General features: G+C 73.5%; 11 protein-coding genes. 1 reads left to right on the forward strand and 10 read right to left on the reverse strand.

Going from position 1 to position 13513, the window contains the following annotated elements:
• Window positions 1-113 precede the first annotated feature (113 nt).
• Window positions 114-2771: a hypothetical protein gene (locus ACFXGX_RS41330; RefSeq protein ID WP_384803021.1), complete on the reverse strand. Its 2658-nt coding sequence runs from the start codon at window positions 2769-2771 to the stop codon at window positions 114-116.
• Window positions 2772-2817: 46 nt separating this feature from the next.
• Between ACFXGX_RS41330 and ACFXGX_RS41335 the strand changes: the two genes are divergently transcribed.
• Window positions 2818-3375, forward strand: a complete 558-nt coding sequence (locus ACFXGX_RS41335; RefSeq protein ID WP_384803024.1) for a hypothetical protein — start codon at window positions 2818-2820, stop codon at window positions 3373-3375.
• A gap of 68 nt (window positions 3376-3443) precedes the next feature.
• Here the strand turns inward: ACFXGX_RS41335 and ACFXGX_RS41340 are convergent, their stop codons facing one another.
• The 9 genes from ACFXGX_RS41340 to ACFXGX_RS41380 all read right to left on the reverse strand — a co-directional run bounded on the left by ACFXGX_RS41340 (window position 3444) and on the right by ACFXGX_RS41380 (window position 13040).
• The gene (locus ACFXGX_RS41340) at window positions 3444-4694 is read right to left on the reverse strand and encodes a zeta toxin family protein (RefSeq protein ID WP_384803027.1); all 1251 of its coding nucleotides are present in this window, start codon (window positions 4692-4694) and stop codon (window positions 3444-3446) included.
• Window positions 4691-5002, reverse strand: coding sequence for a hypothetical protein (locus tag ACFXGX_RS41345; protein WP_384803030.1), 312 nt, complete (start codon window positions 5000-5002; stop codon window positions 4691-4693). Before ACFXGX_RS41345 ends, ACFXGX_RS41340 begins: the two co-directional genes overlap by 4 nt.
• Window positions 5003-5020: 18 nt before the next feature.
• Window positions 5021-5473 carry a DUF4913 domain-containing protein gene (locus ACFXGX_RS41350; RefSeq protein ID WP_384803033.1) on the reverse strand — a complete coding sequence of 151 codons (453 nt, stop codon included), beginning with the start codon at window positions 5471-5473 and terminating at the stop codon, window positions 5021-5023.
• Window positions 5474-5627: 154 nt separating this feature from the next.
• A complete protein-coding gene (locus ACFXGX_RS41355) occupies window positions 5628-7385 on the reverse strand; it encodes a TraM recognition domain-containing protein (RefSeq protein ID WP_384803036.1) in 1758 nt (585 codons plus the stop codon).
• Window positions 7386-7594: 209 nt separating this feature from the next.
• Window positions 7595-9130, reverse strand: coding sequence for an ATP/GTP-binding protein (locus ACFXGX_RS41360; protein WP_384803038.1), 1536 nt, complete (start codon window positions 9128-9130; stop codon window positions 7595-7597).
• Entirely contained in the window at window positions 9127-10620 is a 1494-nt protein-coding gene (locus ACFXGX_RS41365; protein ID WP_384803041.1) for an SCO6880 family protein, read from the reverse strand. Before ACFXGX_RS41365 ends, ACFXGX_RS41360 begins: the two co-directional genes overlap by 4 nt.
• Before the next feature lie 163 nt (window positions 10621-10783).
• A complete protein-coding gene (locus tag ACFXGX_RS41370; RefSeq protein ID WP_384803044.1) occupies window positions 10784-11929 on the reverse strand; it encodes a hypothetical protein in 1146 nt (381 codons plus the stop codon).
• A 1-nt stretch (window position 11930) separates the two neighbouring features.
• Entirely contained in the window at window positions 11931-12701 is a 771-nt protein-coding gene (locus ACFXGX_RS41375; RefSeq protein ID WP_384803047.1) for a hypothetical protein, read from the reverse strand.
• Between the two features lie 39 nt (window positions 12702-12740).
• On the reverse strand, window positions 12741-13040 hold the full coding sequence (locus tag ACFXGX_RS41380) for a hypothetical protein (protein WP_328554028.1): 300 nt from the start codon (window positions 13038-13040) through the stop codon (window positions 12741-12743).
• Window positions 13041-13513 lie beyond the last annotated feature (473 nt).

Genomic DNA, 13513 nt, shown 5'->3' on the forward strand with positions numbered 1-13513 from the left:
AGCGCGCCGTCGGGGCCGTGCCGGTACATCGATGCCCGTCGCCACCGACGGTCACGCCTCACCCAACGGCAACGGGCTGATGCACCGGCACGGCCCCGACCCACCCACCGGTGTCACCGCCCGGTCCGAGGCGGCTGCGGCGGCCGCTGCACCCGAGGGACCGACCCGGGCACGGCCGCGCCGGGAACACCTCCGCCCGGGGAGGCGGAACGCCGGCCGGACTGAAGGCGGGCCGCGTTCGCCACCGGGTTCGTCGGCCCGCCGGAGGCCGTCGCCCCCGCCACAGCCGGCCTCTGCCAGCTCTCCGGAACCGAAGCATGCCGCTCCACGGCCCCCCGAGCCCGCGCCTCCGCCAGCCGAGCCGCCTGCTCGGCCACGGGCGCGAACCCCGGAGCCGCGTTGCCGCTCTGGGAAGGCACCTGGCGGACAGCCATGGCCCCCAGGGCGGCCTGGGTGTCACGGGGGAACACGTCCCGGGGCAGCAACTGCGAGGCCGCACCGGTCACCTCGACCCGGTGCTGCCTCCCCCCGGACTCGAAGGTGACGCCGTACCCGAGGTACTGCCGGTCCCGGTCGAACATCAGGTCCCCCCGCACCCGCCCACCCCCGTCCCGCGTCCGCTCACTCAGCTCCCGGAGGGCCTCCGGCATCGGCGCGGTCCGCCCGAGGCTCGCCACATACGCGTCCGCCTCCACACGCCCCTCCCGGAACCGCGGCGTCCCGTCGGGCCCGAGGCGCATCTGCACGGCACCGACCCGGTTGTCGGGGTGGATGTCGATGGTGAGGCGCCCGTCCCCGCCGTACTCCCGGACGAACCGCTCGCGCAGCGCGGTGAACTGCACCTGGTTCTCCAACGCCGGAGGAAGGTTCGGCCCGTAGATGGTGACCCGCGCCTCGGGGTCGGCCTCCAGGATGATCTCGGCGTTGGCCACCCCCGTGCCACCGGCACCCGCGACGAGCCACGTCTTCGGGGCACCCTCCGCTCCCGCGGCACGCGCGTCGAACCGCCCCTCGGCGATCTCGTCGCCGATGAAGACGCGTCCGGGCGCGGCGGCCCGCGCCCGCTCCCACTGGGCGGTCGCGTCGAGTGTCCGGAGCGCGGCCCGCGCCCCGCCGCCCGAGCGCAGCCCGTCCAGCACCCCGTCCTCCCGCAGCACCTGGAGCGCCCGCTCCGCGGTGACCTCCCCGGTCAGCCGGGCGTGCGCGGGCGAGTCGGCGGGCAGTTGTCCGCGTACGGCGTCGAGGGCCTCCGGCAGATTCACCGCGTCCCGGCGGTCGACGCCCGGCACCATCTCCGGCGGCAGCCCGGTGGCCACGGTCGGCGTGCCCTCGACCTTCACGTAGACGTCCGGGGAACCGTCACCGGGCCGGATGTGCGCGTAGAGGTGGCCGTCCTGGCCCGGGACCAGTGCCGCGGTGCCGTCGACGACCGGCCCGCGTACGGCGAGCTGGTCCTCCCACAGGCGTACCGCGTCGCGCGGAACCCGCGCGGTCGGGTCGGCGAACTGGTGCGCGTCGCCCATCCCGTTGGCCCGCATGTCCCTCGTCTGGTCGGGGGACTGGACGATGCCCTGGCCGGGGTCCAGGTGCCAGCGGCCGCGGGCGTCGACGAGCAGGGCCTGGGGGTCGCGTCCGACGAGACTGGCACCGCCGCCGATGACGACCTCGCGGGTGGGCCACTCGCCGGTCGCGGCGATCTCCGCGCGGAGCTGGTCCAGGGTGGCGGCATCGGCCAGGGTGCGCCGGTCGGCCGCCTGGGCCGCCGCGGCGGCGAGCTCCTCGCGGGGGACGGGGGAGCCGTCGGGCCGGAACCCCGGCAGGGGAGGTGCGTCGGAGGTGGCCCCGAGGGGCCGGGCGTGCTCGGCCCGTGACCGGAACTCCCGCAGTTCGGCGGCGTCGGCCGCGCTCAACCGCTCGACGGGGACGGCCAGTTCGCGCAGGGCGTCGGCCGACATCGGGGTCAGATGCGGGTCGATGACATCGCGGCGGATGTCGGCTGCCTGGAGCTCCGGGGCATGGCGGTCGGAGTCGGCGGGGGCCCGCGGCCGTAGCCCGACGTGGTCGATGAGAGCCGACAACTCACTCCGGGATTCGGCGCGTTGGGCGGCGTCGAGGGTGACGTCGTTCATGCGGGCGGCCAAGTGGTTCAGTTCGCCGACCCGGCCGAGGTCCTCCTCGGTGAGGCTCAGACGCCGGTCCGCGCCGCCGAGCCCGCCGCGGGCCAGCAGGTCCTGGCGGTTCGGCGCGACGCCCGCGACCTCGGGGTCACCGGCGGCGGCACGGGTCGCCCGGTCGCGCACGGCGAGCAGCTCGCCGACCTCGTGGCTCAGCGCCCGGCCCACCTGGCGCGGGTCCATCCGGTCGGAGAGCTGGACGACGTGCTGGTCCGAGGTGGTGTTGACGTGGGTCCGCGCGACCGTGCCGGAGGGGAGCGGTATGGCGTCCAGACGCAGGGTGAGGGCGCGGCCCCGGTCGTCGGTGAGTGCGAAGAAGCGGTCGCCGGCGGCGCCGGACCGCAGCTCGACCGAGGTCAGCCGCTGCGCGTACAGGCTCCGCACCACCATGGGCAGGGTGCTCTCCGCCTGCGCGACGACGGCCGCCTGCCGTCCGGGGTCGGGCGCGGCGCCGGTGCCCGAGACGAAACGGCTGCCCGCGACGTCGGTCGCGGTGATGACGACGGGCTCCGCGCGGGCGTTCTTCCGGGCGTCGCGCCCGGCGTCCGCCCGGTCGGAACGGCCGACGTTCCCGCGGTCGAGCGGTTCCTGGTCCACTGGCACTTTCCCCCTTGAACGGCTTCGTGGCACGTAAGATCTCGGCATGCTGATCGCCCGTTCGACGCAGGAAGCCCACCTCTACATGGACCTGCACGCGTGCGCGTGCGGGGCGGAGAGCTTCGAGCGGGAGCACCGTCTCGACGAGCGTGACGGTGTCCTGGTCGCGGTGTATGAGGGCGTCTGCCCCGAGTGCGGCCGCGCCCGCTCCTTCGCGTTCCGGCTCACCGATGAACTCCCGCCCGCACCACCGGCGTTCGGTGGGCCCGAGCCCTCGCGGATCATCGACCCGGGGGAGTTCCTGTGGGTCAGCGACCAGGTCGCCACGGACACGGGGCTGCGGCTGCTGCACACCCCGTCCGCCGAGCGGCATGTGCAGCGCGAGGGTTCCGCGTTCGCGCTCGCGGCGGTCGAGGAAGTCCTCAAGTTCCTTCCGCGGGGCGTCGACAGCGTCCCCGAGGAGCTGTTCACCTCGGAGCGCGGCCGCGAGGTGTACGACAGGACCCCGCACCGCTTCGGGCGGACCGCACTCCTTGAGAACATCGCCCGCAAGCGCCGCATCCTGGAGAGCATCGCCCCCGTAGGCCCTCACCAGAGCGCGTAAGCCCTGCCTGCCACTCACGCCACTCACGCCGCTCACGCCACTCACGCCGCTCACGCCGCTCACGCCGCTCACGGCGTCCGCGGTGGCCGGGGCGCCGGGCGCGGGACGGCCGCGGCGGCCGGAGCCGACGGCGTGCCCCCGGTCGCCGGGGAGGCGCTCCCGCCGGCGGACCGCAGGCGGGCCGCCGTGGCCACCCGGACCGTGGCATCCCCCTGCCGAAACCCGCCCGAGGCACCCGGCCCCGACACAGCCCCGCCCGGAACACCCGGCCCCGACACAGCCCCGCCCGGAACACCCGGCCCCGACACAGCCCCGCCCGAGGCACCCGGCCCCGACACAGCCCCGCCCGGAACACCCGGCCCCGGCACCACCCCCGCCGATGCACCAAGCCCCGACACCGGGGCCGATCCCGTCCCCCGCCCGGCGGGGAACACCCCCCGCTCCGAGGTGATCAGCGCGGTGGCCAGTCCTCCCTCGAGCAGCTTCTCCGCGTTCTCGCGGCCGACGGAGAACCCGCGCCCCGACGTGCTCCGCGCGTACAGGTCCTCGATCATGACCTCGGGGGCCATGCGCCCGCCGTACGGGTCGCGGCCGGCGTCGAACGCGGTGCGGCCGTGCTGCCAGCGGCCGGCGTTCTGGGCGAGGCACTGCTCGACGGGGACCTCGACCGACAGCAGGACGCGCCGGTCGTAGCCGTCGGCGCGCAGATCGCCGAGAAGCTTCTCGTTCCAGCGCTGGTCGCGCAGCGTGGCGTCGTAGAGGAGGTTGTAGCCCTCGGAGCGCGCCCACTGCTCGAAGACCTCCTGGAGCAAGGCCGATTCACGGTGGGTGAGCGAGGCAGTCTCGGACGGCGCGACCGGTCGCCCGTCGGACAACATGCTCGCGGCAGGTGGCAGATGGGGTGATCCACCGTGCTCGAAGATCGCCACCTTGAACTGGTCCGGGTCCAGGACCACGTAGTCGCGTACGTCGATGCCGGGCACCCGCCGCAGCGCGTGTCCCAGTTCGTCGTCGCGCCCCTGCCAATCGCCGAGCCCGCGCAGCGCGCCACCCTTCCCGGCGCCGGGCGCCCCGGCGGTGAGCAGAGCGGCATGGCCGTCGCGCGGCAGGGCGGTGCAGCGCGCGGCGAACTCCTCCAGGATCGCGGAGTGCATCCGCTCGCGGTCCGGCGTCCACAGCGCGCCGCGCCGGAAGCGGGCGAACGTGTCCGCGTCGCCCGGCGCGAGATCGCCGCCCGGTGACATCCGGTTTTGCAACTCCCGGTACAGCGCGCGGTATTCGGGTCTGAGCCCCGCCTCCGGCCTCTCGCCCGTGGTCATGGCCGCCGCTCGGGTCCGTCGGCCGGGCGGTCCGGCCGGCTGTCGATCCTGTGCTGGATCTCGGCCACGTCCTCGCGGGTCACCTGCCCGAGCAGCCGTGCCGCGGCGAGCACGGACAGCGTGTTGTCCTGGTGGGTCGGCTCGGGATGACCCTCGTCCAGACCCTCCTCGGTCTCGAAGGGCCAGCCGGCGACGGTCGCGATCATCTGCTCGCGTTCCACGAATCCGGCGGCGTAGAGCCCAAGATAGGCACGCAGGGAAGGGGCCGAGTCGGCCGCGGACATGTCGGGTGCGGGGGTGTCGTTCATGGGTGGAGTGTTCCTCGCTTACCAGAGACTGGTCTCGTACGGATCCGGGTCGGGCCGGTGGGAGGACGCGGCGACGGCGTCCTCGTACGACTCGACCGCGGGTGGCGTCTTCGGGCGGTGGCTTCCGCCCTTGCAGCCCGCGAACGGACCGCTGGGGGAACGCAGTTCGGACAGTACGGCGCCGAGGTGGTCCCGGTGCCAGACGGCGGGGCCCGACGCGCCCGCCGCCGGGTCGGTGTGCTCCTGCCAGGCCAGCCACAGCCCGTGCAGCCGGGCGACCGCCTCCGGGTGTTCCCACCAGCGGGGGCACCAGGGCTGTTGCGAGGTGACCTCGCGACCGTAGACGGGAAGGAGCAGGTCACTCACCCAGACGGCCAGTCGGCTCATCTCCCCGGCGTACTCGGGACCGTCGAGGAAGAGGATGAACGGCGGTGCGTCGGCGGCCTGTTGCCCGTCTGCGTCGGTCGTCATCGAGAAGGCTTCCTTTCAGGGGCGGCCGGCACAGGGTCTCGGCCGCTTCGGACCGCGTCGGACGCGGGCGGCACAGGGCCACGGCCGTATCGGACCGCTTCGGCGGCGGACGTCACCGGGCTTCGGCTGCCCCGGGCCGCCGAGGGCGCGGATGTCATCGGTACGTGATCCTCTCGGCCGCGCGGGCGGTGATGGCCTTCACCTCGGCCTGGGCCGCCGTCGCGATGCGGTCGGCGCCCGGTTCCGCGTACCAGGGGCGGAGCCGGACCAGGGCGGGTCTGATGCCGGTGGCCAGGAGCAGGGCGGTGCCCTTGGGCAGAGCGCGGATCCGGTCGGCGGGCAGGATGCGTTCCAGGCGGTACGACGTCGACCGGGACCGCCCGTCCCTGCCCTTGGACCAGCTCACCGTCGACACGTCGTGCTCGCCGACCAGCCGGGAGATCTTCTCCACGAAGTCGGCGTCGTCCAGTCCCGCGCCGAGCAGCTTGACGGTCGCGGCCGACCAGAGCGCGTCCATGCCCGTCTCGCCCCAGACCCGTGCGCCCTGCCGGTAACTCTGCAGCAGGGTCACGATGTTGATGCCGCGTGAGCCGAAGTGCGAGTACAGATCGGGGAGATCGGAGATCCGGCAGACGTTGGCCGCCTCGTCGAGGACCGCCGTCATCGGCGGTTCGAGGCGTCCGCCCATCCGTTCGGCGGCGACGACTCCCGCGCGCAGCACGGAGTCGGCGGCCGCGGCGATCACCCCGGCAGCCGAACCGCCGCCGTCCTTGGAGAGCAGATAGAGCGTGTCGGCGGACAGCACATGGCGGTCGGGGAAGAACTGCGGCAGCGCGGGATCCGGGGTCACCCACGCGGCGATCGCGGGGTCGAGCAGACAGGCCACGCACTGTCGGCAGGTCTCGTAGATGCCGTCCCGGGTCTCCACCGCCCCCTGCACGGTGCCCTGCAACTGGTCGGCGAGCGCCGTCATCCCGGCGTCGCGCAGCAGGTCGACCGGGGTGCGGTCGGCCGGGTCGGCCAGCCAGGCGAGGACCTCGCCGATCGGTCGCCCGCCGCGCTGGGCCGCGTGGAAGAGGGCGGTGAGGGTGTTCTGGGCGGCCGAGATCCAGAAGTCGCGGCGGGACGCGTCGTCGTTGACCGCGCCGACGAAGTGCCCGGCCAGCCGGCGGGCGCCCTCGATCGTGGCCGCCTCGGCGAGCATGTCCCACCACAGGCCGCGCGGGGTGTGGGCGATGCCCTGGGGGTCGAACGTCCAGACCCGGCCCACCCGTTCGCGTTCCGCCCGCGTCACGCTGTACACGTCCGCCTTGTTGGACGTCAGCAGCACACTGCCGCGGGCCCGCAGGACGCGCGGGACCGCGATGCCGGTGGACTTGCCCGCGCGGGGCGCCATCAGATCGAGCTCGACGTCCTCGTAGCTGGAGCGCAGCTCCGGTCCGCGGGGTTCGAGGTCGCCGATCAGGTTCCCGGTGTCGTCCGGGGTGACCTTGCCGAGCTTGGCCAGGACCGGCCGCAGCTCGCGGGCCCGCCGGGCGGCGCCCTTGGGCAGGAGGGCGGCCAGCTCCTTGCGGCCCGCGAGACCGGTGGGCGCGGTCAGCCGGCGTCGTACGAGCGCGATCAGGACGGTGATCGCCGCCACGGCCGCGCCGAAGACCGTGGCCATGCCCGCGGCGAGCGCGGTCGGTGAAGCCGTCGGCCACAGGGGGGCGGGGCCCTCCTTCGCCAGGGTCGAGAGGGTGGACAGGGCGAAGGGTGGCGGGTGCCAGCCCGCGCCGCTCACCGCCGCGCCCAGGGTTCCGCCCAGCCATGCGCCGAGGAACAGCGTGCCGATGAGGAACGCGGCCCCCGGCACGATCCAGGGGAGGAGGTCCTCCCCGGCCCCGGGTCCTGTCCTGCGTGTGCTGCTCATCTCTGCTCCCCCCGTTGGATGTTTCTCGCCCCCGCCGCCCCTACCCGTCCCGTCCCGGGGGCGGGGTCCCCGGCCCCCCCCGCCGCGCTCCGCGCGGGTCCTCAAACGCCGGACGGGCTGGAATGCCTCCACGGCCTTCAAGCCCCGGACGGGCTGGAATGCCTCCACAGCCTTCAAGCCCCGGACGGGCTGAAATGTCCCCTCGGCCTTCAAGCCCCGGACGGGCTGAAATGTGTCCCGGACGGGCTGGAGTTCGGGCCGGCAGCCTTCTGCAAGGACGTCTTGCCCGCTTCCGACCAGCGGGTGTTCGTGTTGTGCAGGGCCCGTTCCGTGTCGGTGATGGAGACCTTGATCGGGATGCCGGGACGGCCGCCCACCTTGATCAGGAAGCGTCCGCGTCCGGGCGGCTCCTCGTTGCCGCCGGTGCTCGCCCAGCCGGGCGGGGACGACCAGGAGGACACGAGCTCGATCTCGCGCTCGGACATGCCGACGATCTCGCCCAGCTCCCGCATCTCCGAGCGCGGAAGTCCGGCGCAGACGACCATGCCCGCCCGCTCCACGAATCCTCGTGCCTTCGCACGGTCGGCCTCGCTGCCGAGCGCCTCGGCGTCCTTCAGGGTGTGGGTGATCTTCGCGTCACCGAGGCCGAGCGAACGGTTCAGCCGGGTCAGCGCGTCGATCCGCTCCACGATGCCGGAGGCGGCCCGCAGCGGACGCCACAACTCGTCGAGGACGGTGAAGAACCAGCGCTGCGGGGCGAGTCCGGCGTCCGCGAGGGCGTGCGCGGCGGCCACCGTGCCGAGCCCGTCCGACCAGGCCGCCAGCATCGCCGCGGCCGTGAGCTGGGTGTCCGCCTCGCCGATGCGGGAGATGTCCACGCAGACAGCGGGCGACGCCGGGTTGATCCGGGTGGACGTCTCGTTGGCGAAGGTGTCGCCGAGCGGGCCGTCGAGCACGCCGAGGAGCGAGCGGTGCAGCGGGTCCACGGCCTCCTGGTAGCGGGCCACGTTCCCGCGGTCCAGCGTCACCGCGCGAACCCGGTCGGGACCCTCGTCCAGCACCTTCAGCAGATCCGGCAGGAGCGGCGGCCGCCCCGGCTTCGTACGCTCCGCGAGATGGTGCAGACAGGCGGACAGCACCGACTGCTCGTGGTCGTCCATCGGACGCCCGCGCACGATGGTGATCAGTGCCGCGACCATGTTCAGCACCCGGCCGTGCGCCTCGGCGGCCAGGATCCGGCCGCGCTCGCCGCCGATCCGGGCCGCCGCCTCGCCCATCGCGCCCGGGTCGAGCACGTTGATGCCGCCGACCCCGCGCCCGATGGAGATCACCTGGCCGCCGAGCGCCCGTACGGTGTCGGCGTAGTCGGGCTTCAGGTCGCCGAGGACCAGGGGCGTGATGCCCGTCGCGGACATGCCGATCAGCATGCGGTTGACCAGGGTCGACTTGCCGAGGCCCGGCATGCCCAGCATGAAGAGCGACGGGTTGGAGATGTAACGGGCCCGGGTGAACCAGGAGATGGGGTCGCCGCACACCGTCGCCCCGGTGTGCAGATGCTGCCCGAGCGGGACCCCGGTCATCGGCGCGCCGGAGCCGGCCGCGAACGGCCACAGCCCGCACGCCTGCACGGTGGTCGCGCGCCACAGCGCGGGCGGGTCGACGTGCCCGACCTGGCCGCCCGCCGGGCCGTACCAGCCGCGCGGCGGCGCGGTGACCGGGTTCCCCCGCGTCTGCTGCCTGCTCACAGTGCCTCCCTGATCTGGTACGGAACGAGGGTGTGCTCCCACGGGAGCAGGCCGACCGGCAGCGTGCAGGTGAAGGCCGCGGCCTGCATCCGGTCCGCGGGGCGCATCAGGATGCGGGACGAGGCCTGGAGGTTGCGCACGGTGATGCCCGCGTCCTGCAACCGCTCCTCGTCGTCCACGGTGACCGTCATCATCAGCGAGAACTCCACGAGTCCCGCGCCCGCCGCCTCCTCGGCCGCGGTCTGCTCGGCGGCCTGCATCTCCGAACTGGCCCGCGCCTGGACCAGACCGCGCTTCGAGCCCGCCATGAAGTGCGCGGTGCGCCGGTCGGACTCGACGATGCGGGCCGAGGTCGCCGGGTCGATGGGCCGGTAGATCAGGGAGACCCGCTTGCGCCGGGTGCCCGGAGCCGGTTCGAGGAGCCCGCGCAGCACGCTGGAACGGACCGTGCCGCGCGGCGCGAGCGTCAGCATCCAGGTGCGCGAGACACCCGAGTCGTGCTTGTACGAGGTGACGGTCTCCACGGCCGCGGCCGGACCCGCGTCGCCCCACTCCACCCCCGTCGTGGCGTGCTCGGCGCGGGCGCTGAGCACATCGGGGGCGATGGCGGGGTCGTACGCCACCCGGACGATCTCGGCGAGCCGGTCGGCCGCCAGCGGGTAGGCGCTGCCGCCGCCCGCCGCGACCAGTCCGGACAGCAGTCCGGGCAGCCGCATCGACAGATCGGTGACGATGTCGTCCGTGCCGCGCTTGGGGCCGCCCGTCGGGCCGTAGGTCAGGGCGATGTACGTGTGCATCTCGGAGGACGCCGACGGATAGCGCTCGACGACCTCCTCCATCACGGCGCGCGCGGCGGCCGGCGCGTCCGGGGAGATCCGGGGGAGCACCTCGGCCGCGAGCCGGGTGCCGGTGTCCGGGGCGGTCTCCACGACCACCTGGGCTCCGCGCAGGCCGGGCTCGTGCGAGAGCCGCGCGAGCCAGTCGCCCCAGGAGGCCACCCAGATGTCGACCTGGGAGGGATCGACGAGCGAGCCGCCGTCCGGTTCACAGGCCAGCACCACCGTGTACAGGCCGCGGCCCGGGTGGTGCAGCACGCCGAAGGAGCGGTTGTAGGCGTCGCGGCCCTCGTGCATCCGGGTGCGCGCGAGCAGTCCGGGCGGCTGGTAGCGGCCGCCGGGGCGCTTGGACAGCGGCCCGGAGAGGTAGGTGTGCGAGCCGGCCGACTTGCGCCGCGCCCAGCCGACGCGGATGGCGAGGACCTGGTAGACGTTGCGGCCGTCGACCGTGCGCAGCGCCAGCGGGGCGAGGAAGAGGCTCACCGGTACGAGGACGACGATCGCGGCGGTCAGCGACACCAGCGAAGCCAGCAGCGCCACCAGCAGTCCGCCGAAGGCGACGACGGTGCCGAGCAGGCCCAGCGGACCGAGTCCGGGACGGCGGGGCCTGCGCCAGTTCCCGTACGTGGGACGCGTCATGGCGTCGGTGGACATGGGGTTCCTTCTTCCGGCTCGAAGCGCTGGATATGTGACTGGGGTGGAGTTCCGGGGCGGTGCCCGGCCCGGTGACGGCGGCTCGCGCGCCGCCCCGGAACTCGCTGAGCGCTGTGGCTCCTGTGGCTCCTGTGGCTCCTATGGCTCCTCGGCCTCGTGGCCGCTACTGGTTGTGGCCCTTCATCCCGTCGTTGTCGTTCAGGGAGTTGGCCACCTCACTGGCCGCCGCGACACCGGTCTGCACGGCGACCGCCGCGGCCTGTACGGCGAGGGTCGCGCCGCCCGTGGCCGCGCCCGCGGCGGCCGCGCCGCCCGCCGCCGCAGCGCCACCCGCGCCTCCGGCCGCACCCGCGCCACCGCTCGCCGGAGCTCCGGCGCCCGCGGACGGCGAGCCCTGCGGACCGGCGGCGCCCCCGCCACCGCCGCCGGCACCGCCCGCGGCGATGCTGACGGCTCCGGTCGCGACGTTGTTGACCGCGTTCAGCGTGACCGTGCCGCCCGAGGCGCCGCCCAGGGCCGCGGTCGCCGGGACGATCAGCTTGAGCAGGGCCGGCAGGGCGAACACCGCCATGATCAGCATCCCCAGACCGGCGATGGTCTGGTCGAGGTTCTTGGTGTCCTTGGTCATCGACGTGGCCGAGTAGATGATGAGCGCGGCCGCCGGTTTGTACAGCAGCCAGGCCGCGAGCCAGCCGACGTGCTTCTTCCACCAGCCCTCGCCCCACCCGGTCATCGAGGAGACGGCGGCCAGCGGCAGTGTGCCGACCAGCATGATCATGACGCCGATGCGGATGTACATCAGACAGATCTGCACGAAGCTCGACAGCATCACCAGCAGGCCGAAGATGAGGATGAGGCCCGGCTGGTCGAGGGTCAGCACTCCGAGCATCGTCGACGCCTGGTCGCCGAGGTCGGACTTCGCGTACACGTCCTGTGCGTACAGGTCGGAGGCCCTGGTGAGCGCCTGGACCACCGGGACGGCGACCGCGCCGACGAGGATGACCTTCCACATCCCCATGAACGCCTGCTTCATGGGCTGGCCCTTGCGCTCCAGTGCCATGTGGATCGCCGCGATCAGCAGCGAGGCCACCGCCACATAGCCGACGAGCCAGTCGACCTCCGCGTCGATCTTGGCGATGGGCCCGGAGGCGTCTCCCACGTCTACGTGCATCCACACGCCGTTGAGCGCCTTGAGCACGGCCGCGGTCGCGTCGCCGATCGCCTTGGCGAAGGCCACCACGGCACTGTCGGTGAGCTGCGTGCCGACCTCGTCGATCACACAGTCGTACACCCGCCAGGAACAAGACATCTCACACCTCCCAGGTGACGAAGCCCTTGGTGCCGCTGATCTGCGACATGCCCGAATAGACGGTCCCGTCGGCGTCGGGCGCGAGTTTCCAGTCGCCGTCCAGCCAGCGCAGCGTCACCGACGCGGTGCCGTAGGCGTTCTTGCCGGGGACCCGCACGACGAACATCACGGTCGACTTCTCCTTGTCGTACGACAGGACGGTGAAGCCGGCGTAGCCGCCCCCGTCGGGCGCTCCCGAGGTCGGCTTGTCACCCGCGGCGGCACGGCTCGCGACGAGCGCGTCGCGGCCCGCGCCGGGGACGACCTGCCGGCCGACGACCTGCCGCCAGCCCGGGTAGCTCAGGTGGTCGGTGATGGCGTGGGCGGCCATGACGGAGCCCATCGGCGTGCGGGCGAAGCAGGACCAGACCGGTCCGTCGAACGTGAGCGGGCCCGCGGTCTTCGAGACCGGCACCAGGCCGGTCCCGTCGGCCTTCCACGTGAAGTCCTTCGGGGCCCGGGCGGGCTTGGCCTGGTCGCCGTCGTCGGTGCGGCAGCCGGCGGGGCGGGTGTCCGGCCGGCCGCCGCGGTCCCGGTCGGGGCCGGCGGACGGGGTGGGCTTGTCGCCGCCCGAGGCGTTCGCCGGCGTCCCGTCGCCTCCGCCGAGCATCGTGAAGACGGCGAGCATGAGCAGCACCAGCAGGAAGCCGGCCGACAGGACCCAGCTTCGCTGCTGCCAGAACGGCTGTTCCCACTCTCCGCTGCCCCCTTGGGGCCGACCGGAGTTCAGCATGGTTGCGCTCCCTTCGCTCAGGCTCTGACGGAGCGTCGGTCAGGCGAAGACGAACGTGACGACGGGGCCGGCGGTGGCCACCAGGACACAGCCGCCGAGCACCATGCCGAGGCGGCCCATGTGCTCCGAGCCCTCGCCCCGGCGCATCGAGATCGCCATCATGGCGCCGGTGATGAGCACACCCGCGACGCCTGCCGCGGTGCCGGCCCAGGCGAGGATGCCGAGGACGGTGTCGACCTTGCCGGTCAGCGCGCCCGGCGCGTCACGGTTGGGGTCGGGGATCTTGCCGTCCGCCAGGTAGACGTACTGGTGGGCCTGGGCTGCTATCGCCTTGAACATGGTTTCTCCCCGATATGGCCGGCTGCTCGCGCCCCTGTCCGGGACGGGGGCGGAACTCGCCGGGTCTGAGCGGCACTTGCCCGGTACGAGCGGTACGTGCTTGCCGAGAGCGGTACTTGGGAGCGATGAAGATCCGTGGGACGCCCCGTGTTTCCCGGTACACAGTGAGCTTGGCGACTCCTGTGGGCCGGGGCCAAGCGATGTGGGAGACCAGCACCTGTCGGTGACGTGTCCGTGACAGACGGGAAGAGACCGTCACGAAAGACGAGGTGGGAGGCGCGGAATCGAGCTGAGGCGCCATCAGGTGTGATGGCGCCTCGGGGGATTGCCGCAACGCGCGGGTGGTGGATGACGTCCGACGGACGACGGCTGGCGTGCGGCGGACGACGGACCACCGACCACCGACCCCGGTCGACGGACCCCCGACCCCCGCCCCCGGGAGCCCGCCCCCCGACGACGGACCACCGTCGACG

Source organism: Streptomyces sp. NPDC059371 (genome assembly GCF_042751995.1).
Lineage (GTDB): Bacteria > Actinomycetota > Actinomycetes > Streptomycetales > Streptomycetaceae > Streptomyces.

Excerpts from the sequence above, each read along its gene's own strand:
- ACFXGX_RS41350 (WP_384803033.1), bottom strand. The coding sequence starts at position 5,473 with ATGACGACCGACGCAGACGGGCAACAGGCCGCCGACGCACCGCCGTTC.
- ACFXGX_RS41335 (WP_384803024.1), top strand. The coding sequence starts at position 2,818 with ATGCTGATCGCCCGTTCGACGCAGGAAGCCCACCTCTACATGGACCTG.
- ACFXGX_RS41340 (WP_384803027.1), bottom strand. The coding sequence starts at position 4,694 with ATGACCACGGGCGAGAGGCCGGAGGCGGGGCTCAGACCCGAATACCGC.
- ACFXGX_RS41355 (WP_384803036.1), bottom strand. The coding sequence starts at position 7,385 with ATGAGCAGCACACGCAGGACAGGACCCGGGGCCGGGGAGGACCTCCTC.
- ACFXGX_RS41375 (WP_384803047.1), bottom strand. The coding sequence starts at position 12,701 with ATGCTGAACTCCGGTCGGCCCCAAGGGGGCAGCGGAGAGTGGGAACAG.
- ACFXGX_RS41365 (WP_384803041.1), bottom strand. The coding sequence starts at position 10,620 with ATGTCCACCGACGCCATGACGCGTCCCACGTACGGGAACTGGCGCAGG.
- ACFXGX_RS41345 (WP_384803030.1), bottom strand. The coding sequence starts at position 5,002 with ATGAACGACACCCCCGCACCCGACATGTCCGCGGCCGACTCGGCCCCT.
- ACFXGX_RS41370 (WP_384803044.1), bottom strand. The coding sequence starts at position 11,929 with ATGTCTTGTTCCTGGCGGGTGTACGACTGTGTGATCGACGAGGTCGGC.
- ACFXGX_RS41380 (WP_328554028.1), bottom strand. The coding sequence starts at position 13,040 with ATGTTCAAGGCGATAGCAGCCCAGGCCCACCAGTACGTCTACCTGGCG.